The 23,326-nt window shown below is 66.6% G+C and carries 18 protein-coding genes; 11 read left to right on the top strand and 7 right to left on the bottom strand.

All coding sequences use genetic code 11. The features are described from left to right. Positions 1-112: 112 nt before the first annotated feature. The 3 genes from ABD810_RS11845 to ABD810_RS11855 all read left to right on the top strand — a co-directional run bounded on the left by ABD810_RS11845 (position 113) and on the right by ABD810_RS11855 (position 7,109). Complete coding sequence (locus tag ABD810_RS11845) at positions 113-1,111, top strand: D-alanyl-D-alanine carboxypeptidase family protein (protein WP_344937939.1); 999 nt, start codon at positions 113-115, stop codon at positions 1,109-1,111. 229 nt (positions 1,112-1,340) lie between these two features. After that, positions 1,341-1,736: an effector-associated constant component EACC1 gene (locus ABD810_RS11850; RefSeq protein ID WP_344937941.1), complete on the top strand. Its 396-nt coding sequence runs from the start codon at positions 1,341-1,343 to the stop codon at positions 1,734-1,736. 78 nt (positions 1,737-1,814) lie between these two features. Further along, the gene (locus tag ABD810_RS11855; RefSeq protein WP_425566892.1) at positions 1,815-7,109 is read left to right on the top strand and encodes a caspase, EACC1-associated type; all 5,295 of its coding nucleotides are present in this window, start codon (positions 1,815-1,817) and stop codon (positions 7,107-7,109) included. Positions 7,110-7,308: 199 nt separating this feature from the next. Here ABD810_RS11855 and ABD810_RS11860 read toward each other — a convergent pair whose 3' ends face one another. The 5 genes from ABD810_RS11860 to ABD810_RS11880 all read right to left on the bottom strand — a co-directional run bounded on the left by ABD810_RS11860 (position 7,309) and on the right by ABD810_RS11880 (position 14,135). Continuing rightward, positions 7,309-8,190, bottom strand: a complete 882-nt coding sequence (locus ABD810_RS11860) for a carbohydrate ABC transporter permease (protein WP_344937945.1) — start codon at positions 8,188-8,190, stop codon at positions 7,309-7,311. Next, the gene (locus ABD810_RS11865) at positions 8,190-9,131 is read right to left on the bottom strand and encodes a carbohydrate ABC transporter permease (RefSeq protein WP_344937947.1); all 942 of its coding nucleotides are present in this window, start codon (positions 9,129-9,131) and stop codon (positions 8,190-8,192) included. The genes ABD810_RS11860 and ABD810_RS11865 overlap by 1 nt, the downstream gene beginning before the upstream one ends. A gap of 75 nt (positions 9,132-9,206) precedes the next feature. Further along, on the bottom strand, positions 9,207-10,571 hold the full coding sequence (locus ABD810_RS11870; protein WP_344937949.1) for an ABC transporter substrate-binding protein: 1,365 nt from the start codon (positions 10,569-10,571) through the stop codon (positions 9,207-9,209). A gap of 202 nt (positions 10,572-10,773) precedes the next feature. After that, positions 10,774-12,870 (bottom strand): alpha/beta hydrolase-fold protein, encoded by a 2,097-nt coding sequence (locus ABD810_RS11875; RefSeq protein ID WP_344937952.1) that lies wholly within the window; start codon positions 12,868-12,870, stop codon positions 10,774-10,776. A 242-nt stretch (positions 12,871-13,112) separates the two neighbouring features. After that, positions 13,113-14,135, bottom strand: a complete 1,023-nt coding sequence (locus ABD810_RS11880; RefSeq protein ID WP_344937955.1) for a LacI family DNA-binding transcriptional regulator — start codon at positions 14,133-14,135, stop codon at positions 13,113-13,115. A gap of 689 nt (positions 14,136-14,824) precedes the next feature. On the opposite strand from ABD810_RS11880, the gene ABD810_RS11890 reads away from it, so the two are divergent. The 3 genes from ABD810_RS11890 to ABD810_RS11900 are packed head-to-tail and all read left to right on the top strand — an operon-like array spanning position 14,825 to position 16,616. Further along, positions 14,825-15,037 (top strand): hypothetical protein, encoded by a 213-nt coding sequence (locus ABD810_RS11890; RefSeq protein WP_344937958.1) that lies wholly within the window; start codon positions 14,825-14,827, stop codon positions 15,035-15,037. Further along, entirely contained in the window at positions 15,037-15,858 is an 822-nt protein-coding gene (locus tag ABD810_RS11895; RefSeq protein ID WP_344937960.1) for an ABC transporter ATP-binding protein, read from the top strand. Before ABD810_RS11890 ends, ABD810_RS11895 begins: the two co-directional genes overlap by 1 nt. Next, positions 15,855-16,616 (top strand): ABC transporter permease, encoded by a 762-nt coding sequence (locus ABD810_RS11900; RefSeq protein WP_344937963.1) that lies wholly within the window; start codon positions 15,855-15,857, stop codon positions 16,614-16,616. The genes ABD810_RS11895 and ABD810_RS11900 overlap by 4 nt, the downstream gene beginning before the upstream one ends. Positions 16,617-16,906: 290 nt before the next feature. Here the strand turns inward: ABD810_RS11900 and ABD810_RS11905 are convergent, their stop codons facing one another. After that, positions 16,907-17,740: an aldo/keto reductase gene (locus ABD810_RS11905; protein WP_344937965.1), complete on the bottom strand. Its 834-nt coding sequence runs from the start codon at positions 17,738-17,740 to the stop codon at positions 16,907-16,909. 74 nt (positions 17,741-17,814) lie between these two features. On the opposite strand from ABD810_RS11905, the gene ABD810_RS11910 reads away from it, so the two are divergent. The 4 genes from ABD810_RS11910 (at position 17,815) to ABD810_RS11925 (ending at position 21,945) form a co-directional block, all read left to right on the top strand. Then, positions 17,815-18,774, top strand: a complete 960-nt coding sequence (locus ABD810_RS11910; RefSeq protein ID WP_344937967.1) for a LysR family transcriptional regulator — start codon at positions 17,815-17,817, stop codon at positions 18,772-18,774. 512 nt (positions 18,775-19,286) lie between these two features. Next, positions 19,287-19,670, top strand: coding sequence for a hypothetical protein (locus tag ABD810_RS11915; RefSeq protein ID WP_344937969.1), 384 nt, complete (start codon positions 19,287-19,289; stop codon positions 19,668-19,670). Between the two features lie 677 nt (positions 19,671-20,347). Then, positions 20,348-21,433 (top strand): 2,3,4,5-tetrahydropyridine-2,6-dicarboxylate N-succinyltransferase, encoded by a 1,086-nt coding sequence (gene dapD, locus ABD810_RS11920; protein WP_344939010.1) that lies wholly within the window; start codon positions 20,348-20,350, stop codon positions 21,431-21,433. 131 nt (positions 21,434-21,564) lie between these two features. Next, positions 21,565-21,945 carry an integrase core domain-containing protein gene (locus ABD810_RS11925; protein WP_344937971.1) on the top strand — a complete coding sequence of 127 codons (381 nt, stop codon included), beginning with the start codon at positions 21,565-21,567 and terminating at the stop codon, positions 21,943-21,945. A gap of 16 nt (positions 21,946-21,961) precedes the next feature. On the opposite strand, the gene ABD810_RS11930 is transcribed toward ABD810_RS11925, so the two are convergent. Then, positions 21,962-22,090 carry a hypothetical protein gene (locus tag ABD810_RS11930; protein WP_344937973.1) on the bottom strand — a complete coding sequence of 43 codons (129 nt, stop codon included), beginning with the start codon at positions 22,088-22,090 and terminating at the stop codon, positions 21,962-21,964. A 185-nt stretch (positions 22,091-22,275) separates the two neighbouring features. Between ABD810_RS11930 and ABD810_RS11935 the strand changes: the two genes are divergently transcribed. Then, the gene (locus ABD810_RS11935; RefSeq protein ID WP_344937975.1) at positions 22,276-23,310 is read left to right on the top strand and encodes a sugar ABC transporter substrate-binding protein; all 1,035 of its coding nucleotides are present in this window, start codon (positions 22,276-22,278) and stop codon (positions 23,308-23,310) included. Positions 23,311-23,326: the final 16 nt, after the last annotated feature.

The following is a 23,326-nucleotide window of genomic DNA, read 5'->3' on the forward strand; positions in this document are numbered from 1 at the left end:
TGTCATGGTTGTGTCACGGCCTTGCCGACCGTCGCGCCGACGTGGCCGCCGTCGGCAAACGGTGACGTGCGGCGGACAACGCGCGCACATTCGGCACCAATCGTAGTTCGTCATGAACGAGCCACGCACGATCCCATCTCGGCCCCGTGACCGGCTGTCCGCCGCGGTCACGCCGGTGCTCGGCGTCGCCGTATCCGCCGTTCTCGCCGCCGGGGGCTGGCTGGTCTACAGTGGCGCACAGGCCCAGCAGGCGTCGTTGTCGAGTTCCAGGTCGGCGCCGATCACCGGGGACCGGCCGTCGGCTCTGCCCTGGCCATCGACGGGGCAGGCAGCGGTCGAGATCACCGGGCAAGCGGACGGCCTCAGTGTGCACGGCGAGCAGCGGCCCGTGCCGATCGCGAGCGTCACCAAGGTGATGACCGCTCTGGTGGTTCTTCGCGACCACCCCCTCGGCAGGAACGCCGCAGGGCCGTCCATCCAGGTCGACCGGCAGGCGGCGATCGAGTCAGGGAACCGAGACGAGTCCACGGTGCCGATCACCGAGGGCCAGATCTTCACCGAGCGGCAGCTTCTCGAGCTGATGCTGATCCCCTCAGGAAACAACGCCGCACGTCTGCTGGCCCGCTGGGACGCCGGCTCGGAGCTGGCCTTCGTCCGCAGGATGAACGCGGTCGCCGCCAAGCTGGGCATGAAGAACACCACCTACACCGGGGCGAGCGGATACGAACCCACCACGGTCAGCACGGCGGTGGATCAGCTCAAGCTGGCCAGGCAGGCCATGAAGAACCCAGTGCTGCGTGACATCGTCGCCACCGCCAAGATCACCATCCCGGGCATCGCGGGCGAGATCGTCAACGGCAACAAACTGCTCGGGCTGCGCGGGGTGGTCGGTCTCAAGACCGGCACCAGCACGGCGGCGGGCGGAGCGCTGCTGTGGGCCGTCCGTCCCACTTCCGGGGACCGCGACCGGCTGATCCTCGGGGTGGTCCTGCGCCAGGGCGACCCCGACGACACGCTCGAGGAGAAGAAGGAGGCGGCGTTGGCCGCGAGCAGGAGGTTGATCGTGGCGGCCCGGCGATACCTGGATCCTGGAAGAACCCCGATTCCGTGAATGCCCCCGGCCCTTCTCCTTGCCCCTGATGATCACGAATTCGGGCTCGTCTTGTACGGCGAGCCACCAGCGGCAACGGAACAGGCGAGTAAGCCTCACGCTTCGGGAAAGCGATATCGCCTACTGGATCCAGATGGAGTTGTCATTACCATCGACAGGCCGCGCTTCGAACTTGGAAAATGCTTGAGGGTACAGATGGGGCGGAGGATTCGAGCGCGGAGGGGTGTTCATGATTGCTGCGCTGACGGTCACAGCAAACGACCCGGCAGGTGAATTGTCCGATCTGTACGCATGGCTCATCGAAGAGCCAGACCTGCGCGGACGGATCGAGCTGAGATCGGCAGACATCCCTGACGGCGCGCTCGGTTCGAGTACCGATCTCCTGCAGCTGATATTGGGTTCCGGTGGCGCGGCGGCCACCGCCGCAACCGTCGTGATCGCATGGTTGAAGACCCGAGCGGGTGAAGTCAGCGTGAAACTCACCCGCGACACAGAAAGCCTCGAGGTCACCGCCAAGGGGATCAAAGGCTTGAACGCGACCGAGACCAAAGCGCTGGCCGCCCAGGTCGCGGAACTCCTGGGGAGAGCCGATGAGGATCGGATGCCACTAAAGGAAAATCCCTGACTACGCCGGCCGGCTCGTTAAGCCGAGAGAATCGGACCCGATATTGGGGAGACAGGCCATACGAGCCGACATGCCATGATGCGCTATCCATCTCCCGGTGAGACGCCGGGCACCTCGTCCCCTCTCGGAGTGCGTGCGCTGCTGATCGGGACCGGGAGCCACGGAGGTGAATCAGATCTTCCTGCGGTCCCCGCTGTGGAGCAGACGCTCGTGGATCTGCGGAGTGCGCTGGTCGAGCGGTGTGGCCTGCGCCCGGAGGCCGTACAGGTCCTGCGCGACCCGCCCACACCGGTGGAGATGGGCGAGGCGATCGGCACGGTGGTCGAACAGGCCACCGAATTGGTGATCTTCTACTACGTCGGGCATGGACTGGTCAGCACCACGGGGGCGCTGCATCTCGCGGCACGGAACACCGATCGCCGTCCGACCCATCTGCGCCACACGGCATTGCCGTACGGCACGGTGCGTGAGTATCTGCTGGAAAGCCGGGCGCGATCGTGTGTCGTCATACTCGACTGCTGTTTCTCCGGCAGGGCGGCCGGTGGGCTTGGCGATCCGGCGGACGAGGTCGTCAACCTGGCGCAGGTCGCCGGAGGCTTCGTCCTGACATCGGCGGGGTACGACGAGATGGCGCTCGCGCCTCCCGGACGGGTGCATACGGCCTTCAGCGGTGAACTGCTCCGCCTGCTGACCGACGGAGATCCGGCCGGGCCGTCGTCCTTCACCTGGCACGACACCTACCGATACCTCAGCCGGGTGCTGCCCGCGCAGGGATTTCCGCGGCCCCGCTGCCGTGCCACCGGAAGCGTCGGCGACCTGGTGATCGCCCTCAATCCGGCCTATCGGCCCCCGGTCGGGGTGGACACGTCTCTGCCGTCCACGCCGGACGACGGCGAGTCGCTTGCCGACGTGTGTCCTTACAAGGGGCTGGCGGCCTTCGAACGTGCGGACGCCCCGTGGTTCTTCGGCCGGGAGCGGCTCACCACGGCTTTGACGGGCAGCCTCGCCGCACGCTACGACGACGCGGGCCCGTTGATGGTCGTGGGTGCCTCAGGGGCGGGAAAGTCGTCGCTGCTGCGAGCGGGCCTGGTCCCGGCGTTGGCGCGTGGGGCACTCGGTGTTCCGGGCTCGGCGAGCTGGCCCTGTCTGGTGTTCAACCCGACCGCCGATCCGATGGCCGCGCTCGCTCACCAGGTGGCGTCCCTGACCGGCGCCGCGGCCGAGCCTTTCACCGATGAGCCCGCACGGCTCGGTTCTGCTCTGCGTGCGGCGTTGCGGCAGCAGGCCGGTGACGGGGGCTCGGCGGGCGCCAGGGTGGTCCTCGTCGTCGACCAGTTCGAAGAGATCTTCACCCAGTGTGACGACGAACAGGCCCGGCGGGCGTTCATCCAGGCCTTGTACAACGCGGCCGCAGGAGACGGAGGCGAGCCATCGGCGCTGGTCGCCATAGGAGTGCGGGCCGACTTCTACGGACAGTGTGCCGCCTACCCCGAGCTGCTGTCGGCTCTGCAGAATCACGCGGTCCTCGTCGGATCCATGTCCGGATCGGAGTTGCGGGGAGCGATCGAGAGACCGGCGTACGCCGCCGGCCTGCGATTGCAGCACGGCTTGGTCGAGGTCCTGATGCGGGACCTTGGCGTCGAGGATGAACCCAGCCAGAACGGGACACCGTACGCGGCAGGTATGTTGCCCCTGCTGTCCCACGCGCTACTGACCACCTGGCGGCAGCGCCAGGGGCGCGTCCTGACCGTCGCGGGTTACGAGCGGACCGGCGGCATCCGAGGAGCGATCGCGGCCTCCGCCGACCAGGTCTACGCGGGGCTGGACGAGAGCGGGCAGGAGACGGCACGCCGGCTGCTGCTGCGTCTGGTGCACATCGGGGACGGCACCGACGACAGCCGCCGCCGCGTGGTTCACGCCGAGCTGATCGCCGATCTACCGGATCCCGGCCAGGCGGCGGCGATCTTGGACGCGTTCGCCGGCGAGGACGCCCGGTTGGTCACCATCGACCGGAACACGGTTGAGATCACACATGACGCGCTGCTGCACGCCTGGCCCAAGCTCCGGGGCTGGATAGACGACGACCGTGCCGGACTGCTCGTTCACCAGCACCTGGTCGAGGCCGCTCGCGCGTGGGAACGCGACAACCGCGATCCCGCCGGTCTCTACCGAGGAAGCCGGCTGGCTGTGGCCCGCGAATGGGCGCAGGGCGACGCCGGGCGCGAAAGGATCGGCGCGCTGGCCCAGGCGTTCCTCGCTGCCGGCATTCAGCTGGAGAACCACGAGCAGGAGGCGGCTCGTCGGCGGACTCGCCGGCTGCGGCAAATGATCGCGGCGCTTGTCACACTGCTGCTGCTCGCCACCGGTACGGCGTTCTACGCCCTGGTGAAACAGCGTGCCGCCGAAGAACAGCAGCGCCTCGCGACGGCCCGGCTTCTCCTCACGCGTGCCGCGGCGACCCGGGCCACCGATCCTCGTACGGCGATGCGGCTGGCGCTGGCCTCCGATCGTATGTCCTCGACACAGGACAGCAGAACCGCTATCGCCGAGGCGCTGACGGAATCGCCGATCGCCGCGTCTTTGAGCGCTTCGTCCGGTCAGCCGCGCGGGGTCGCCTATAGTCCCGACGGGTCCTTGCTCGCCGTCGCCATGGGCGATGGGAGCGTCTCCCTGTGGAACGCCGTTCGTCCGCGCTATCCCGAGTTCCTCGCGGTGCTGCCCGTCGGACCGTCGAAACCGGACGCCGCCCGCAACACGTCGGTTTCCGCATGGGTGAGCTTCAGCGGCGACGGATACACGCTCGCGTCCACCAGCGGCAGGAGCGACGTCGTCCGGTTGTGGGACGTCCGCGATCCTCGTCGCCCGCGTCTCCTCACCGATCTGGTGGACAAGGAGCTCGTGCCTGGGGCCGTGGCGTTCAGTCACACGTCACCCGTGCTGGCCGTCGTCGACCTCGCCAAGACCATCTGGATCTGGGACGTCCACGACCCGGCCCGGCCGCAACGGACGGCGGTGTTGAGCGGCGATGCCGGGAATGTGCCGAGCATCGCGTTCAGTCCCACCAAGCCGATACTCGCCATCGGGGATAACAGCACCGTTCGGCTGTGGGACCTGTCCGATGTCCGCCACCCCCGCCGGGGTGCCGTACGAAAACGCGACTTCATCACAGGGCTCGCCTTCAGCCCTGATGGCGGGATCCTCGCGAGCGCGAGCCTGGACCGCACGACCGAGTTGTGGGCCGTGACGGGCCACGATCATGTCGCTTACCTGAAGCGTCTCGAGGGCCAGGGCGGCTGGCTGGCCGCCGTCGCGTTCCACCCTGGCGCTCCCCTGCTGGTCACCACGAGCTGGGACAGGAGTGTCTGGTTGTGGGATGTCTCCGACCCTCGGCATCCTCGGCGGACGAGCAGCCTGAAGGGTCACGTGTCCACCGTCGAAGCCGCCGCCTTCGGCTCACGGGGGAACACGCTGGCAACGGTCGGCTTCGATGGGACCGCTGTCCTGTGGGATATCGGCGGCGCTTTCAGGCCGTCCCTCACCACCGAACTGCCTCCCGCAAAGGACCAGATAGGGGCCGTGGCGCACAGCCCCAAGGGAGATCTGCTGGCCACCGTGGCCGATATCGTCGACAAGCACGTCCGATTATGGCGTTTGAGGCAAACACGCCGGCCGGTGTCCCTCGGCGCTCTGCGCCTGGAGCAGGGGGTCCGGGGTGTCGCCCTAAGCTCGGATGGCCGCACCATGGCCACGGGAGGCGATCCCGGTTTCGGGGCGCAGCGTCGCACGTCCGCCGTGCGGCTCTGGGACATCTCCACACCCGATCATCCTCAACCGGTGGCGTCCCTGCCCGGTTACACCGGATCGGTGAACGCACTCGAGTTCCGGCCCGACGGCCGCGTCCTTGCCACAACCAGCGCCGGTGCCGGTGTGTGGCTGTGGGATGTGACGAATCGGGCTGATCCCCATCGCCTGTTTCGATCCGCCGGCGGAATCCTCTCTGACCTGGCCTTCGGCCCCGATGGACGGCTGCTCGCCGCCACAGGAGGGCGCGTGACGACCGTGTGGAACGTCCGCGACCCCCGCCACGCGACTCCTATGGCGACATTGACCTCTTCTACCTTTTCCTCGGCGAGTGCGCTGGCGTACAGCCACGACGGCACGATGCTCGCCATCGGCGGGTACGCCGAGGCGAGCCGAAGCGCCCAAGTCGAGCTCTGGGCTGTCGGCGATCTCCGGCATCCGGCGCTCCACGCCGTCCTGCCCGCAGGGGTCAATGCCGCCGTGGCCTTCAGCCGTGACGATCGAACGCTGGCCACGACAGGGCAGGACCAGGCCGCGTGGCTATGGGACATCAGTGATCCGCGACGTCCCGCACGTAGCGCGGTGCTCGGCGAGAACGGCGGAGATGTGGCCTCGATCGACTTCAACCCAGGCCACGAGTCCATCGCCTTGGGCAGGCTGAACGGCACCACCGCGATCTGGAACGTGGAACCGGCTCTGCGTCTCGCCGGTCGTCTGGACGGCTGGGCATGTCAGGCGGCGGGCCGGGGTCTGTCCTCGGACGAATGGGCCACGGAAGCCCCCGAAGTCCCCTATCAGGCCACGTGCCCATCCGGAACCGACCTGGCCGGGCGTTCCACGGCCGACCCTGCCAGCGGCCGGACACTGTGGGGTGAGCCAGCCCCTGTCTTCACCGGTGCCGCCTTCGTCCTGACGCTGATCCTTCTCCTGCACCTGGCCGTCTCCGACCCGATCCTTACCTACCGGCTGGTAGGTACGCGCACGTCCCCTAGAGGGCAGTGGATCCTCATCGTGGCGGACTGGGTGTCGATCGCTCTGGTCGCGGTGATCGTGGCCATCGGCCCCGGAGTGAGTCGTCGGCACGTTGGCATCGCGGCCCCGAACCCCGTATGGCCGGCGGTGACGGGCGCGATCCTGGTGACCGCGTGGGTCGTGTTCGCGGTCATGGAACGTCGGCCACGTCGTAAGAACGACACCCGTCGTGCGGCGGCCCCGGGCACCGCGGAAGAGCCGGCGAAGATCCTTTCTGGCGGTGGGCCCACGCGGTCACCGCTCACGGCAGGTGAGCGCCGCCTCGGATACGCGCTGGTGGTGACCGCGGGAGTAGGTGGAGAAATTCTGCATCACGGCTTCGCGATAGCGGCCGTCGTCGGCCTGACCCCTCTCGGTGTCGTCCCCGCCATGCTGGCCGTCACGGCGATCGTGGCCCTTGGCCGGCTCCCCATGGGGATGTCGCGCATGCTCGAAAGCGCCATCTTGGGGCTGATTTTCGGCGCGCTCTACCTCCTCACCGAAAGCCTCCTCCTTCCCATCGTGCTCAGCATTCTCCTTTACATCCAGCCACGCCGGTGAGGTACTGCCACTTGATGGCGTCGAGGATGCCGCACCGGCCTCACCCGCCAAGAACTCAGTCACCGGCACGGTGCCGCCCCGTTCTCCGGCCCCATCCTCGACGCAGCAGGGCCACGGCGCGGTCGGGGATCGGTGTGGCGGCCACCATCCGGGCTCGATGCCTTGGTCCACGGTGGCGAGCCCGGGAGACCGACCCGGACTACCTCAGGCCTCCGACCGACAGTCCGCCGCGCCAGTGCCGCTGGAGGGTGAAGAAGGCGATGATGAGCGGGATCACCGACACGAGCGCGCCCAAGATGATGAGGCTCCAGAGGGAGGTGCCGCCCGCGTTGTTCGCCGAGGCGATTCCCTGCCAGACGCCGAGTCCGACGGTGACCGGGAAGAGGCGATTGTCGGAGAGCATGGCGAGGGGCAGGAAGTAGTTGTTCCAGGAGGCCACGGCCGACAGAAGCAGCACTGTGACCACCGCGGGTCGCATCAGCGGGAATGCGACCTGGAAGAACGTCCGCACTTCACCTGCGCCGTCGACCCTCGCCGCGTCCAGGATCTCGTCGGGAACCGCGTCACGCGCGTACACGTGCATCAGGTAGACGCCGAACGGGTTGAGCAGTGACGGGAGGATCACCGCCCAGATCGTGTTCGTCAGGCCGAGCCCGGAGAACATGATGAAGGTGGGGATCACCAGGGCCGTTCCGGGCACCATCAACGCGCCGAGCAAGACGGAGAAACTGAAACGTCTGCCGGCGAAACGGTACTTGGCGAACCCGTAGCCGGCCATGACCGCGAGGACCGTGGCCCCGAGCCCGCCCGCGAGTGCGTAGACCGTGGAGTTGAGAATCCACCTGCCGTAGATGCCGCCGTCATAGGTGAACAGCCGTTCGAGGTTCCCCAGGTAGTCGACACTGTCGGTGAACCACAGGGTGTTGCCGCCGCCGAACAGGCCGGGGGAATCCTTGGAGCTGTTGACGATGACCCACCAGAACGGCAAAAGGAAATACACGACCAGGAAGCCGAGGAGCACCTGCATGGGGAGGTGGCGTTGCGGCCGGCGGCGTGCGATGGTGCGAGATCGGTCGGTCATCAGAGGAAACTCCTCCGCTTGCGCGTGAAGAACAGGAAGGCGTAGACGCAGACGAAGACGACCCCGCCGAGGGCGAAGGAGATCGCCGATCCGTAGTTGAAGTTCGCGAGCGCGAACGCCTGCTGATATGCGTACATGTTGGGCGTGAACTCCGGTCCGATCGTGCCGGCCGCGAGGTACCGCAGAATCTGCGGCTCGTTGAAGAATTGCAGGGTGCCGATGAGCGAGAAGACCAGGATCAGGACCACCGCAGGGGTGATCAGCGGGATTTTGATCCGGAGCGCGATCTGCCGTTTGCCGGCGCCGTCCATGCGGGCGGCCTCGTAGAGCGTCGGGTCGATGCCCTGTAGCGCCGCGTACAGGATGATCATGTAGTAACCGGCCCACTGCCAGGTGACGACGTTCAGCAGACCGTAGAAGATCAGATTACTGCTGAAGAAGTCGGGCGCGTCGGCGCCGAACAACCCGAAGATGTCGGTGAGCGGCCCGAAGCTCTTGCTGTACAGGAATCCCCACATGACCGCCCCGATGACCGTGGGGATCGCGTAGGGCAGAAAGATCATGAGGCGCGAGAAGCGGACGAACAGAGAGGTCACGGCATCCAGGATGAGGGCCATCGCGAGCGCGATGATGATCTGCAGCGGGATGGCGACCAGCGAGAAGCGGATGACGAACCACGTCCCGGAGAGGAAGCTCGGGTCGGTGAACGCCTTCACGTAGTTGTCGAACAGGACGAAGCTGGTGCCGCCGATCAGCTTCTTCTGGAAAAGACTCAGGTACAGCGCGTACGCGAGCGGCGCGATGAGAAACGCCAGGAAGACGATCCCGAATGGCCCGACGAAGAGCCATCCCATCAGGTGCTCACGGAGGCGCACCTTGCCGTAGACATTGTTCGTCTTCTCTTGAGTGCGCGGTGCGCTCTCCTTGATCAGGAGGGTCATCTTGGGCTCCGGGATGTTGCTGCTGGGGGTTTCGAGGTGGGCCGGCCGGCCGAGGACGGCCGGCCCGACCTTCGGTCACTGAACGGTGAAGCCTTGCTCCTTGGCGTACGCCGCCACGTCCTCCTGAAGCTTGTCAGCGGCCTGTGAGCCGGTGACGGAGCCCTCGGTGATGGCACTGACCTGCTTCGTCATGGCGTCGAAGTAGTACTGGCCGAAGGGGCTGTAGGTGACGCCCTTGTAGCCGTTCGCCGCGGGAACGTAGACCTCCTTGTTCGCCTGCTGGCCGTCGAAGAACGCCACCTTCAGGTCCACGAACTCGGGGGACTTGAGCGCCTTGAGGTTCAGCGGGAAGATGATCTGGTTGGTCCAGCCGTCGGTGAGCGACGCATCGTCGGCATAGAGGCCGAACGCCACCTTCGCCGCGAGTTCGGGGTTCTTCGCCTGGCTCGTCACCGAGAAGGCCGAACCACCCCAGTTCACCTGCACCGGGTTGCTGGGGTCCCACTGCGGGAGCGGCGCCACCGCGAATTTGCCGGTGTCCTTGCCCTTGCCGACGCCGGCGCCGGTGAGGTATCCGGGCGCCCAGGCAGCCGAGATGTACGTCGCGTACTTACCGTTGATCACACCGGAGATGTACTCCGGCGTGAACTGGTCCTGCTTCCCGACCAGGCCCTTCTGCGCGAGGCGCCCCCAGTAGTCGAGCACGTCCTTGGACGCCTGGTCGTTCAGCTTGATACCGATCGACTTCGGCTGCGCCGGGTCGTAGGTGAACGGAGCGGCGCCCTTCTGGATCTGCAGTGCCATCGTGAGGGCCGACACGTTCGCCCCGAAGTCGCCGAACTGCGGGCCACCCGCGTCCTTCACCTTCTGCGCGGCCTGCTCGTACTCGGCCCACGTCTTCGGCGGCGTGATCTTGTACTTGTCGAAGATGTCCTTGCGGTAGATCATCGCCAGCGGGCCGCCGTCGACCGGCACGCCATATACCGCGTTACCGACCGAGACGTCCTTCCACGCGCCCTCGCTGTAGTTGGCCTTGACGCCGTCGAAGCCGTACTTCTTGATGTCGACGAGCGCGTTCTGGATCTGGAAGGTGGGGATGCGGTCCATCTCGACCATGATCACGTCGGGCGCCCCGGTGCCCGCCGAGATGGCCGTCTGGAACTTCTGGTACTCGTCACCGCCCTGACCGACGTTGGTCCAGCAGACCTGCACCTCACTGTTCTGCTTGTTGAAGTTGTCGACGACGAGCTGCATGTTGGGGTACCAGCCCCACATCGTCACGACCGGCAGTTCCTTCTTGGTGATCGTGTTCGTGCAGCTGCTCGCGTTGTTTCCTCCCGCATTGGCTGTGCCCTGTCCCTGATCGGGGGAGCAGGCGGCAAGCGCGCTCGCGACCGTGAGCACGGCCGCCGCGGCAAATAGTGTTCTCTTCATTGACATGATCTCTCCTTCGGGATCGCGGCGCACGAAAGTCCATGCGCCGCTGCTGCGGTCGAACGATGGGCCTGGACAGGGCACGGTGCGCAGCCCGTGCCCTGTCCAGGCCGATCGTCATGTGAACGCTCACACCGTGTCCGGCGGGCACCACCGGGGGGCCGGGAACGCCGACGTCCCCCGGTGATGTCGCCGTGGACGGAGTTACCTAGCCTTTGAACAGACGCGGCGCCAGGTCGACGAGGTTCTTCTGCCACACGTCCCAGCCGTGCGGTCCGGGGGTGACCCCGTCGAACTCATAGTGGACGCCGAGGTTGTTCATCGTGGTCAGTCCCGCCATGAACGACGGGTATACGAAGTCGGTAACGTCGCCGACGTACACGCGGAACAGCTTGGTCTTGCTGTTGATCGCCGCCACGTCGACACCGGTCCCGCTGCCGAACCCGGCCGAGAACGCCGCGATGGAGGCGAACTGACCCGGGTACGCCTTGAGCACGCCGATCGCCTGGCCACCGCCCATCGACAGGCCGGCGAGGGCCTGCCGCGACGGGTCACTGGCGATGTGGTAGCAGGCGCGGGCCGCCGGAACGATGTTCTCCAGCAGTTCCTTGTTGAAGTTGGACGAGTTGCCGTTGCCCATGACGACCACCATCGGCACCAGGTCCCCGTCGAGGAACTGGTGGTCGAGGATCTGCTTGGCGCGTCCCATCTCGGTCCAGTCGGTGTAGTTCTGGCCGCTACCGTGCTGGAGGTAGAGCACGGGATACGGCTCCGCGCGGTTCGGGTCGTAGCCGGGCGGGGTCCACACCAAGGCGGTCCGGTCGGCGTTCGCCACGTTGCTCCGGTACGTCAGGCTCTCGACCTTTCCGCCCTGGCCGGCGGGAACGTCCGAGAGCAGGCGCGCCCGCTCGCCGGGGATGAAGAAGCTGCTCCAGGCGGGCTCAGAGGTGATCTTCGTCGGGTTCGACGCGTCCTTGACCCCTACCCGGTCCACGATCCACCGGTAGTAGTAGAACCACGGCTCCAGCGGCCCCACGGTCACCCGCCACCGGTCGCCGTCACGCGACATCGGGACGCGCAGCCAGCTCCCGCCGGGAGCGATGTTCGCCCACACCGTGAGGTGCTGGACGTCCTTGAAGTCCGTCGTGGTCTCGAAGGTGACGAAGCCGTCCTTCACGAACGGCGTCGGGGTGGTGCCGGGCGGCGGCGGAGCGAACTCGCCCTTCAGCGGACCGTGACCGGCGCTCGGACCGTGGTCCGACACCTTGCGGAACAGCCGCGGCACGAAATCGATCAGGTTCTCCTGCCAGGCGGTCCAGTTCGCCCCGCCGTCGGGGTTGACCCCGTCGAACTCGTACCTGACACGGGCGCGGTCCAGCGCCTTCGTCAGCCTGTTCGTCGCGTTGTACGCGGGATCGGTCACGTTCCCGGTGTACAGGCGCACCAGCTTGACACCGGGGGCCGGAGCGGGACCGGGCCTCCCGCCGGCGAGCTCCGTCAGCAGGCCCGAGAACGAGCCGGCGTAGGCGAACCCGCCCGGGCCGGTCAGGGCGGCACGCAATGCCTGCGACCCACCCTCGGCCACACCGGCGATGGCCTGGTGCTCCCGGCCGCGATGGACGCGGTAGGCGTCCCCGACCGCCTTACGGAGGTCCTTGAGCTCCTTGTCGTCGTCCGGTCCGCGACCGTCGGTGATGACGACCACCATCGGCTTGATGGCACCGTCGGCCGACAGGTTGTCGAGGATCTGCTTGGCCCGACCGAGGTCGAGCCAGTCGGTGGCGCTCCTGTCCATACCGGACTGCAGGAACAGCACCGGATACGGCTTGCCGCCCTTGGCCGAGTACCCAGGCGGGGTCCAGACCAGCGCCGACCGCTCCTCGTTCTTGGTCCGGTAGGTCAGGGTGTCGACCTTGCCGCCCTGCCCCGCAGGCGCGTCCACCAGCAGCCGGGCCGAGTCGCCCGGAACGAAGAAGGTGCTCCAGAGAGGCTTGGACGCCACACTGGTACTGTTCGTCGGATCCTTGAGACTCTTGGTGTCGTCGCCCGTGACCTGGTAGTAGTACAGCCCCGGCTTCAGCGGGCCGAGGGTCCCCGACCATACGTCGCCCCGGCGGGTCAGCCCGAACTCCGTCCAGGTGGTGGAGGGGCCGAAGTTGCCCTCCACCATGATCTGCGACACCTGGCCCATATTGGCCTGGACGTAGGCCGCCGGGACACTGAACGACGCGTAGCGGCCCTCGGAGACATTGAGCCAAGGCGTGTCCGCCGACGCCGACCGCGGCGCCAGCATCATCACCGCCATGACCATCACTCCGGCGATGATCATTGCCGACAGGCGGCGGACGCCGTTCGGTCGTAAACTCGCGTGATAGAGTTCTGGCATAACCACATTCCTTTTAAAGGGCCGGCGGCGGATGCGACCCGACTAGCCGGCCTATTTCTTGGGTGGGTGTTGCCGTGGGGTGTGCGCCTCACCTCCATCAGTGCTTCGCGTTGTTCATCTGAACTTCAGGTGCGCCTGGACGTTGGGTCTGTGGGTGAGGGTCACGCTCTCGCCGCGGCCCCAGGTGGTGTGGTGGAGCCGCGGACCACCAAGCTGGTCGGCAGCAGCATTTGGCGCTGCCCCTCCCACTCGCCGGTCACCAGCGACTTCAGCATGCGCGCGGCCTCGTATCCGAGCCGATACATCGACTGATCCACCGTGGTCAGGCCCGGCTCGGCGAACGCCGACTCCGGAATGTTGTCGAATCCGACCACCGACAGGTCGTCGGGGACGCTGACCCCCAGTTCCTTCGCGACCTGCAGAACCTTCAGCGCCATGCCGTCGCTCGCCGCGAAGATCGCCGTCGGACGGTCCGGCCTGTCCAGCAACGCGCGCGCCAACGGGGCCGCGGACTCGGGATTGAAGTCACCTCTGCCGATCAACGTCGGATCGACCGGAACACCGGCCGCGGCCAGCGCCTCCCGGTAACCCTCCTCACGCGACCACGCGGACTCCAGGCTGGAACGGCCCGCGATGAATCCGATGCGCCGATGCCCCAGACCGAGCAGATGCTCGACCGCCGAGGTGGCGCCCACGCGGTTGTCCGCCGTCACCGACGGCGCCGTCGAGCCCCTCACCGGATCTATGACCACGACCGGAGTGCTGCTCCGCACCTCGCCCCAGGGCGTGACCACGATGCACCCGTCCGTGAGCGTGCCCGACAAGCGGTTCAGATGCCGCTGCTCCCAGCCCTCCGCGTACGTCTCATAGAGATCACTGTTGGCGTAGATGATCAAGTCGAAGCCCGACCCGCTCAGCGCCTTCATCACACCCTTGAGTACCTCGGCCGTATAAGACTGGAAGGTACGGGTCACCAGACCCAGGACATTGGTACGGCTGCGCCGCAGACTTGTCGCCACCAGACTCGACTCGTAGCCGAGCCGCTCGATGGCCGAACGCACCTGCGCGACGGTGTCGGCGCTGACGCCGTAACGTCCATTGACCACCCGCGACACCGTCGCGGTGGAGACACCCGCCGCCCGCGCGACATCGCTCATCGTCACCGGCGCACCGACCTCGGCCATACGGCCCTCTCATTGCAAACGTTATCGATTACGTTTCCAGCGACAACGTAACTGATGACGTTTGTGTGTACAAGAACCTTTCGGCCTCCCATACACGCCCTAAAGGACATGGCCAGATCGGGGCAAGCGGACGCGATGCGCCGCTTCGTGCGGGGACCGGGCAGTCAGGCGATGTCGGCCCGGGCGACGACCTTGCGCACGCGCTCGTCGGTGGTGTGTTCGTTCCGCCAGATGACGTAGCGGCGGATCATAGGTCCGTCAGCCGTCCCCGGCGACCGTCCTGCGTGTCAGCGGTCATGTCAGCACGGCGACGGCGCGGTATCAGGGTGGTCGGCGATGGTGGCTTTCGCGGCTGCGCTTGTGGCCACCGGTGCTCCCGCCGCATCCGCGGCGGCGACACGCTTGCGGTCCCGGCTTGCACTCCACTATTCGGTGTTGCTAGGTACCAGTACTCGGTGTTACTTTGTACCGGTAGTCAGCGACACCGAGTAGCGGAAGTCGGGGTGTTTTCCATGGGCAGACAGGCGACTGCTCATCAGGATCGAGCAGCGCGGCCTCGTCGACGTGGAGAAGGTCCCGTCCGAGAAGGGTCCGCCGCGCAAGGTGTACTCCCTGAACGCTCAGGGACGGGAGTACCTCGACGAGTTCTGGAGGACCTGGAGCTTCCTCACCGAACGGCTCCAGCTTCGATGTTCGAGGACCTCGCCGATCTGTTCGAGCAGAGCGCGGCGGACGGAACCCCGATCCGCGAGATCTTCGGGGCGGACCCCGTGGAGTTCGTCGAGGCGTTCGTGCAGAACTACTCCGTCGGGCGGTGGATCGGCCGGGAGCGGGAGCGGTTCACCAGCGCCATCGAGCGCGCCGCGAGCGAAGACACCAGGAAAGAAGACAGGACAGTCTGATGACAGCACAACACACCCAGGTAATCCATGTGCAGGGCCTGGAGAAGTCGTACAAGACACTGCAGGTGCTGCGCGGCGTGGACTTCGACGTGGCGCGGGGCGGCATCTTCGCCCTGCTCGGCTCCAACGGGGCGGGCAAGACCACGGTCGTGAGAATCCTGTCCACGCTGCTCAAGGCCGACGCGGGGACTGCCAGCGTGAACGGCTTCGACGTCGCCACGCAGGCCGCGGACGTGCGTGAGTCCATCAGCCTCACCGGACAGTTCGCGGCCGTCGACGAGATCCTCAGCGGCCGGGAGAACCTCGTGCTGGTCGCCCGGCTTCGGCACCTCAAGAATCCGGGCGCGATCGCCGATGACCTGCTGGAGCGGTTCTCGCTGACCGAGGCGGGCGCGCGGAAGGTGTCGACGTACTCCGGTGGCATGCGCCGCCGCCTCGACATCGCGATGAGCCTCATCGGCGATCCGCCGGTCATCTTCCTCGACGAGCCGACGACCGGGCTCGACCCCCAGGCGCGCATCGAGGTGTGGCAGGCCGTCAAGGAACTCGCCGGCCAGGGTACGACGGTGCTGCTCACCACGCAGTATCTGGACGAGGCCGAACAGCTCGCCGACCGGATCGCGATCCTGCACCAGGGCCGGATCATCGTGAACGGCACCCTGGCCGAGCTCAAGCGGCTGCTGCCGCCCGCCAAGGTCGAATACGTCGAGAAGCAGCCGACCCTCGAGGACGTCTTCCTCGCGCTCATCGGCACCGACGGCAAGAACGGCGAGCCGGCAATGACCGCAACGCCGGCACCGACGAGTAAGGAACAACGATGACCAAGCATTTCTTCGGCGACACCGCCGTCCTGCTGGGACGGTCCCTGCGCCACATCACGCGCAGCGTGGACACCATCATCACGACCGCGATCACGCCGATCGTCATGCTGCTGTTGTTCGTCTACGTGTTCGGCGGCGCGATCAACACAGGGTCGGTTTCATATGTGAACTACCTGCTGCCCGGCATTTTGCTCATCACGGTCGCCTCGGGCATCGCCTACACCGCGTTCCGGCTCTTCATGGATATGAAGAGCGGCATCTTCGAGCGCTTCCAGTCCATGCCGATCGCGCGGTCGTCCGTGCTGTGGGGTCACGTGCTGACCTCGCTGGTCGCCAATGTGATCTCACTTGTGGTCGTCGTGCTCGCCGCTGTGCTCATGGGCTTCCGCTCGGGGGCGGGAGTGCCGGCGTGGCTCGCGGTCGCCGGCATCCTGATCCTGTTCACCCTGGCGTTGACCTGGCTCGCCGTCATCGCCGGCCTGTCCGCGAAGTCCGTGGACGGCGCGAGCGCGTTCTCCTACCCGCTCATCTTCCTGCCGTTCCTCAGCTCGGCATTCGTGCCCACCGCCACCATGCCCGGCCCGGTGCGCGCCTTCGCCGAGCACCAGCCGGTGACCTCCATCGTCAACGCCATCCGCAACCTGTACGCCCAGCAGCCGGTCGGCACCGACATCTGGTTCGCCCTCGCCTGGTGCGCCGGCATCCTCATCGTCGCCTACATCTTCGCCATGAACTCCTACCGCCGCAAGATCTCCTAGGCCCGTGCCGATCGAGTCCGTCCTGCTCCAGATCAGCACGGCGGACAGGCAGACCGCGACCCGGTAGGTGCATGCGACCTTGCCGATGCGCATCGCGATTCCCCAAGGCGTGACGGGCACCCCGTTCGCCTCCCGAGCTCATCGACAAAGGCCATCCGGACTCGTCGACATAGCCACCGCGACCGATGGGCGAGTGGATGCAACACCTCCTTCCGGCTGGGCGGGCTGGGTGACGCAAATCGCGGTGATGGCCGGGGTTCCCGCCTGCATGCGGCCGGGCACGTGGCTTGCTAAACGCGCATGGGTACCGGGTCCAGCGCGGTCAGGTCAGTATCACTCAGCACGACGTGGGCGGCGGCGAGGTTCTCCTCCAGGTGCGCGAGCTTTGACGTGCCGGGGATCGGCAGCATCACCGCAGAGCGGTGCAGCAACCAGGCCAGCGCGACCTGAGTGGTTGAGAGGCCGAGTCGGTCGGCGATCTCGACTATCGGCTCACCGGCCCCTGCGTGGGCGCTCGGCTGCACGGGGAGCCAGGGAATGAATGCGATCCCGAGCTGTTCGCAGTGCTCGAGTAGGCGCTCCGAGCGGCGGTGGTGGAGGTTGTAGAGGTTCTGCACGCTGACGATCGGCGCGATCTCGGTGGCCTGGGTCAGTTGGGCGATGGTGACCTCGGACAGCCCGATGTGCCGGATCTTTCCCTCGTCCTGCAGACGCTTCAGCGCACCGACCTGGTCAGCGAGCGGAACGGCCGGGTCGATCCTGTGCAGCTGGAATAGCTCGATGCAGTCCACGCGAAGCCGGCGGAGGCTGAGCTCCGCTTGCTGGCGGAGGTACTCCGGCCGCCCGAGCGGGATCCACTCATCGCCGGGATGGCACTGCCCTGCCTTGGTGCCGATGACGAGATCGGCCGGATAGGGGTGCAGCGCTTCGGCGATCAGTTCCTCGTTCCGGCCCAGGTCGTAAGAGTCCGCGGTATCGATGAACGTGACGCCGAGCTCAACCGCGCGACGCAGGATGGCGGTCGAAGCCGCCCGTTCGCCGGCCGTCGCCGCATCGAGCCGGAGCGCACCGAAGCCCAGCCGAGCAACGGTCAGATCGCCGAGGGTGAGGGTGGTAGGGGTCATGGGCAGTACTCTGCGGGCTCGGTATCGATTTAGACAAGCGAGACTTTCTTCCCAGTTCTGCGTAGCATTGCTACGTGCTCAACCTGGAACGCATGCGTGTGCTGCATGCGGTGTTCACGAGCGGCTCGGTACGCGGTGCCGCTGAGGCGTTGCACGTCACCACGTCGGCAGTGTCACAACAGATCGCCCGGCTCGAGCGCGAAGTGGGTCAGCTCCTGGTCGAGCGCCACGGCCGCGGCATCCGGCTCACAGACGCCGGGGTGGCACTCGCCGATCACGCCGACCGGCTGCTGGCCCAGGTGGAACGCATCGAAGCCGATCTCGCCGACCGGCGGGGCGCGGTGGTCGGCAACCTGACGGTGGCCGCCTTCGCGACGGCCGCGCGCGCACTGTTGCCGGACGTGCTGCGGTCACTGCGTGCGGAGCATCAGCGGCTCGTGGTACGCCTGACCGAGATGGAGCCGACGGACGCCGTGCCGCTCCTGTGCCGCGGCGACGTCGACGTCGCGGTGGTGCAGGACTGGGCGGAGTCGCCGGTGGAACTGCCGGACGGGCTGTCACGCCTGCATCTGCTGGACGACCTGCTCGATGTCGCGTTGCCGGTGGAGCACCCGCTCGCCCGGCGCGAGAGGCTGCTGTTGGACCATCTCGCAGATGAAGAGTGGGTCACCTGGTCGAGCGGGCAGATCTGCAGTGACTGGATCGAGCAGGTGCTTCGCAAGCACGGCGTAGCCCCGAGACTCATGCACACCGCTTCCGAACACTCGACCCAGCTTGCGCTCGTCGCCGCCGGCATCGGCATCGCGATCAGCCCGCGGCTGGGGCGCGGGCCGGTACCGGACGGAGTACGCATCGTACCGACGAGACCCATGTTGCGGCGGCGGGTGTTCGCGTCGTGGCGTTCGACCGCCGAACGGCGGCCGGCGATCCGCGCGGTGATCGCCGCTCTCGCCAGGTGCGGCACCACAGCCGCTGGTGATCGCGCGGAACCGAAGACGAGGAGACGAGAGCACACCGGCGACCGCACCGGATGATCGCGGTGTGCAGGAGGCCTGGTAGCGGACGGCGAGCTTGTCGTGGGGGCCGCCACGCCTCGGCCGCCTTGCTGCGATCGATGGTGAGGGCAGTGACGGACGATCGTTGAAGGTATGGACCGCGTATGCCCGTTGACCCGCATTGAACCGTTCGGAACCATGATCGTCGATGCTTTCGAATCCGAAGGTCCGTCCTCCTCGCTGATCGAGTGTCCCGGTTGAGACCACCGAATCAAGGGTGCCGACGGCATCGCTATGCGATCAACTTCGTTGACCCTTGACACGGCGGCCTCGCCCTGGGGCTCGGCAGCTACAAGGAGGACGGGGAGAACCAGGCGACGGCGCACTACTGCAACGCGTCCCGTCGATGCGGCGCCTGGACGCCGAGGCTTACCCGCAGGAGTTCCGCCTAGTGCGCGACGCCGGTTGCCGGGCACCCATTTCGGCACTCGGCCGGGCGGGAGCTGACCGCCGACGCGATCGCCTCCGCGGTCAGGGGCGCGCCGCGCGTTATGTTCCTCAGCAAGGACGGCACGGCCCTCGCCTACGAGTACGTCGACGACGACTGGGTGAGCAGCCTCCACAGCTACATTGGAGGCGCTACCCACCTCGCCGGCAGCGCCCCAGGGCAGTCCTGGCCGGTGACCGCCTTCATCACCGACGACAACCAGCGCCTGATCTACACGCTGAGGTATGACGGCGGCACCAGGACCGCGGAGACCGTCGTCGCCGACGAGGTGCCTGGGGTGTGGTGGGACTTCACGACCGGCGGGATGTCGGGCGGCGCTCCAGCCCCGCTGGCCAGGCGGTCCGGGCCCGCGGCCGCCAGCCGCGCGGCCGAACAGGACCGGTTCCGCATGCCGCAGATGCCGATCACGGTCCGCGGCAAGGGCTGAACGGCTGCCGGCGGCCGGTCGCCGAGCCCCACGGCCAGGCAGACCGGTCGCCCGGCCTCGCGGTAGGGGCCGGGACCGGCGTCGGCACCTTGACCTCGCACGCGGTCGGGTGCCCGTCTGCTGGACGGGCGCCCGGCCAGGTCGGTCTTCCTCACCCATCGCCGCGCTCGCGTCCCACTGCCGCCGGGCGACCTGGACCCGGGCACCGGCCTGGCCCGGCTGTCCAAACGCCGCACGCCGGGCCGTTCGAGAACGCCACAGCCGATCTTGTCGGGGTCGGAAAGTCGTCGCTACATGTGGCGGCAGCGATTCGGTCTCGACTGGCAGCATGTCCGCGTGACGGCCTCACTGGTGTACAAGGTGTCCGCCGGCTGCTGTCCGTCCCGGGGGTGCTGCTACGCAGCGAGGCCGTGAAGGATGCGGAATCGCTCGCGCTGCGGCACCAGAACGCGGTCCTGCGCCGTCAGATCGCCGGCCCGGTCCGCTACCAACCGGCGGACCGATTCCGCATGCGGCACTGTCCAACCCGATACCCCATCACCGGTAGCGGGAGATCTTCCCGATCACTCCTGGCACCCTGCCGGCCTGACACCGCCGACTCAAGAGTGTCCCCGTGGTGGGCGCGCGTGCTGGTTGCAGGTGGGGCGCGACGTGCTCCAGCACCCGACAGCATGGCCATGAGCTTTTCTGTCGATCTTCCGTCGGTGTTTCAGCGGCCGATTAGCCACGGTTATGACCGGATCGATGAGGCAACCGGGGCGATAGCTGTGGGCCTTGCCACCATTTCCCCAGACGGCACTGTATTGGACACTTGGTTCCCAGCACCACAGCTGGTAGAACAACCGGGCCGAGCGGTAACCATACGCCTTACCAGCGATGAGGTTAGGCAGTACGCAGCTGCGCTCCGCCAGGATCCCCGACGCGGTGTTGAGACTATTGCGGTTCGCACTACAATTGCCGACCTCGCTGACCCGCCAGTCGACACGCACGACGCATATCTTCGTCTACACCTGCTTAGCCATCGTCTGGTCAAACCACACGGATTAAATCTAGATGGAATTTTCGGACTGCTCTCGAATGTAGCGTGGACATCCATCGGCCCAATGCCTCTGGAACAAATTGACGCCGCCCGGTTGGCGGTCCGAGCCGAAGCCGGCTACCTAACTATTCACGGGATCGATAAATTTCCCCGAATGACTGACTATGTGCAGCCAGCGGGAGTGCGGATCGCCGACGCGTCACGGGTACGGCTAGGAGCTTATTTGGGCCGGGGTACGATCGTGATGCATGAGGGCTTCGTTAACTTTAATGCGGGCACGCTAGGTACCTCAATGGTTGAGGGCCGGATCTCCGCAGGTGTGGTTGTGGGGGACGGCTCAGACGTTGGAGGTGGCGCCTCTATCATGGGGAATATCCCGGGTAGCGGATCTATCTCTATCGGGGAACGTTGTCTTCTTGGCGCTATGTGCGGCCTCGGAATCTCCTTAGGTGACGACTGCATCGTTGAAGCCGGCCTTTTCCTTACCTCTGGCACCAAGGTTACTTTGGTCAATGGCGATGTCGTGAAGGCGCGGGAGCTATCGGGCCGCCCTGCCCTGCTCTATCGTCGCAATTCCATCAGCGGGACTGTCGAAGCGGTCCCCTGGCATGGACCCCCTTCGCCTAGCGATCAACAACCCGGTGAAAATGATGGGCCGTCTCAACAATTCGATGAGATAGGTAACGACTACAGCGAGGCGGCGACAGAGCGGTCGGCGGCCTGACAGGACAGCCATTAGCTCGGTGGGCCCCGGTCCGTCTCGGGGTCGATATAGGGAGCACGAGACCTCTGGCAACGCGGTCGCCGAATGCACTGCGCCGTGTATTGGCTCGGCGGGCGCCATCCGCGTTGCAGATGGCCGCCGTCACCCGAGGCGGCGCCGTCGACGGGGTGATCTTCCACACCGACCGTGGCAGCGAGTACACCGCCGCCCGCTTCCAGGCTGCCTGCCGGCACTGGGGCGTGATCCAGTCCATGGGCCGGGCCGGCTGCGCGTTGGACAACGCCGCCGCAGAGTCGTTCAACTTCACCCTCAAAGTCGAGTTCGTCCACCGGCACCGCTTCGCCACCCGCGACGAGGCACGCGTGAAGATCACAACCTGGATCACCGACTTCTACAACACCCGCCGCCGGCACAGCGCCACCGACGGGCTATTCCTCATCGACTACGAACACCGAATCATGGCTGCCCGAGCGGCCACCACCACAAGGCCTCGCGAGGCCACCGCCGCATAGAAACGTCTCCACGCTTTCAGGGGATTGCCACCCAGGTCGTCGGGCCCACCCTGACCGCTTCCGCTGCCGCTCCCTGGCCCAGCCCGCGCTGCCTGCGCGCCCTGGCCGGCTCCGGACGGCCCTCACGCCGCTGCGTCTCATCCACAACCGCCTCCTTTGGGTAATTGAATGACTGCCCTACCGGAGACTGCCGGCGTGGCCCATCGCGCTCGCGAGCAGTCTAGAAAATTGGTCAGGCCAAAATCTTGACAGGGTTACGCCTCGATGACACGCTCAACCGCACTAGCAACCGCCAACTAGCGAATCCCCTCCCTGGTCCCTGGAGATATCATGCGTCGTTGGACAATCGCGGCGGCAGGCATCCTTTTCGTGCTTCCCACCGCCTGCGCCACAGCGGAGACATCAATCGAAACTGGTAAGACCACTATCGGGATGGTGACGCAAGCGTGGAACAACCCCGCGATCAAGGACATGGCGGACGCTGCCATCGCACAGGCCGGTAAGCACGCTGATGTGGAGCTGCTGGCCCAGGACAGTGCCAACATGCAGGACATGATCAGCAAGGTGCAGACCATGATCTCGCGGCGGGTCGACGCGCTCGGCATCGAGCCGTGGGACAAGCAGCAGATCATGCCGATGCTTCAGCAGGCCAAGCAGGCGAACATCCCAGTCTTCATCCTTCAGTCGCAGGTGCCCGGCACCGACGGCAACGGCCTGGTCACGTCCTCGCTCATCGGGGACGAGACCGCGGGCGGGAAGGTGGCCGGCCGGTGGCTCGGCGAGAAGCTCGGCGGATCCGGCCGCGTTCTGGTATTGGAGGGGGCCCCGGCTGACACTCCCGGTATCGAGCGAGCGGACGGCTTCGAGCAGGGCTTGGCCGAGACCGCGCCCAACGCCAAGGTGGTCGCCCGCCAGCCGGCTGATTGGGCACGGGACAAAGCCCTGCGCGTGACGACTGACCTGCTCACCGCCAACTCCGACATCGATGCGATCTTCGCCGACAACGACGAGATGGCGTTCGGGGCGCTGTCCGCCCTGCGCGCCCGCAAACTGCAGGACAAGGTGACTCTCATCGGCTACAACGGCAGCTGCATCGGCCTGCAGGCGACCCATCAGGGAACGTTTGCGGCCGACGGGATCCTGTTCCTGGACCAGATCGGAGCCAAGTTCATCGACGCCTCCCTGGCCACCATCAAGGGCGAGAAGGTTCCCGCCAAGATCGAACCGCCCATCACGCTGCTGACTACCGAGCACCTCAAGGAGATCGAGCAGGGCGCGAAGAGCGTGACTGTGAACGGCTCGCCGTTCGAGGTGGACCATATGCTGCGTGCGCGCGTCACCAAGGCCATCTCGGGGAAGTGCTGATGACAACGGACATGCG

Source organism: Sphaerisporangium flaviroseum (assembly GCF_039537005.1).
Taxonomy (GTDB): domain Bacteria; phylum Actinomycetota; class Actinomycetes; order Streptosporangiales; family Streptosporangiaceae; genus Sphaerisporangium; species Sphaerisporangium flaviroseum.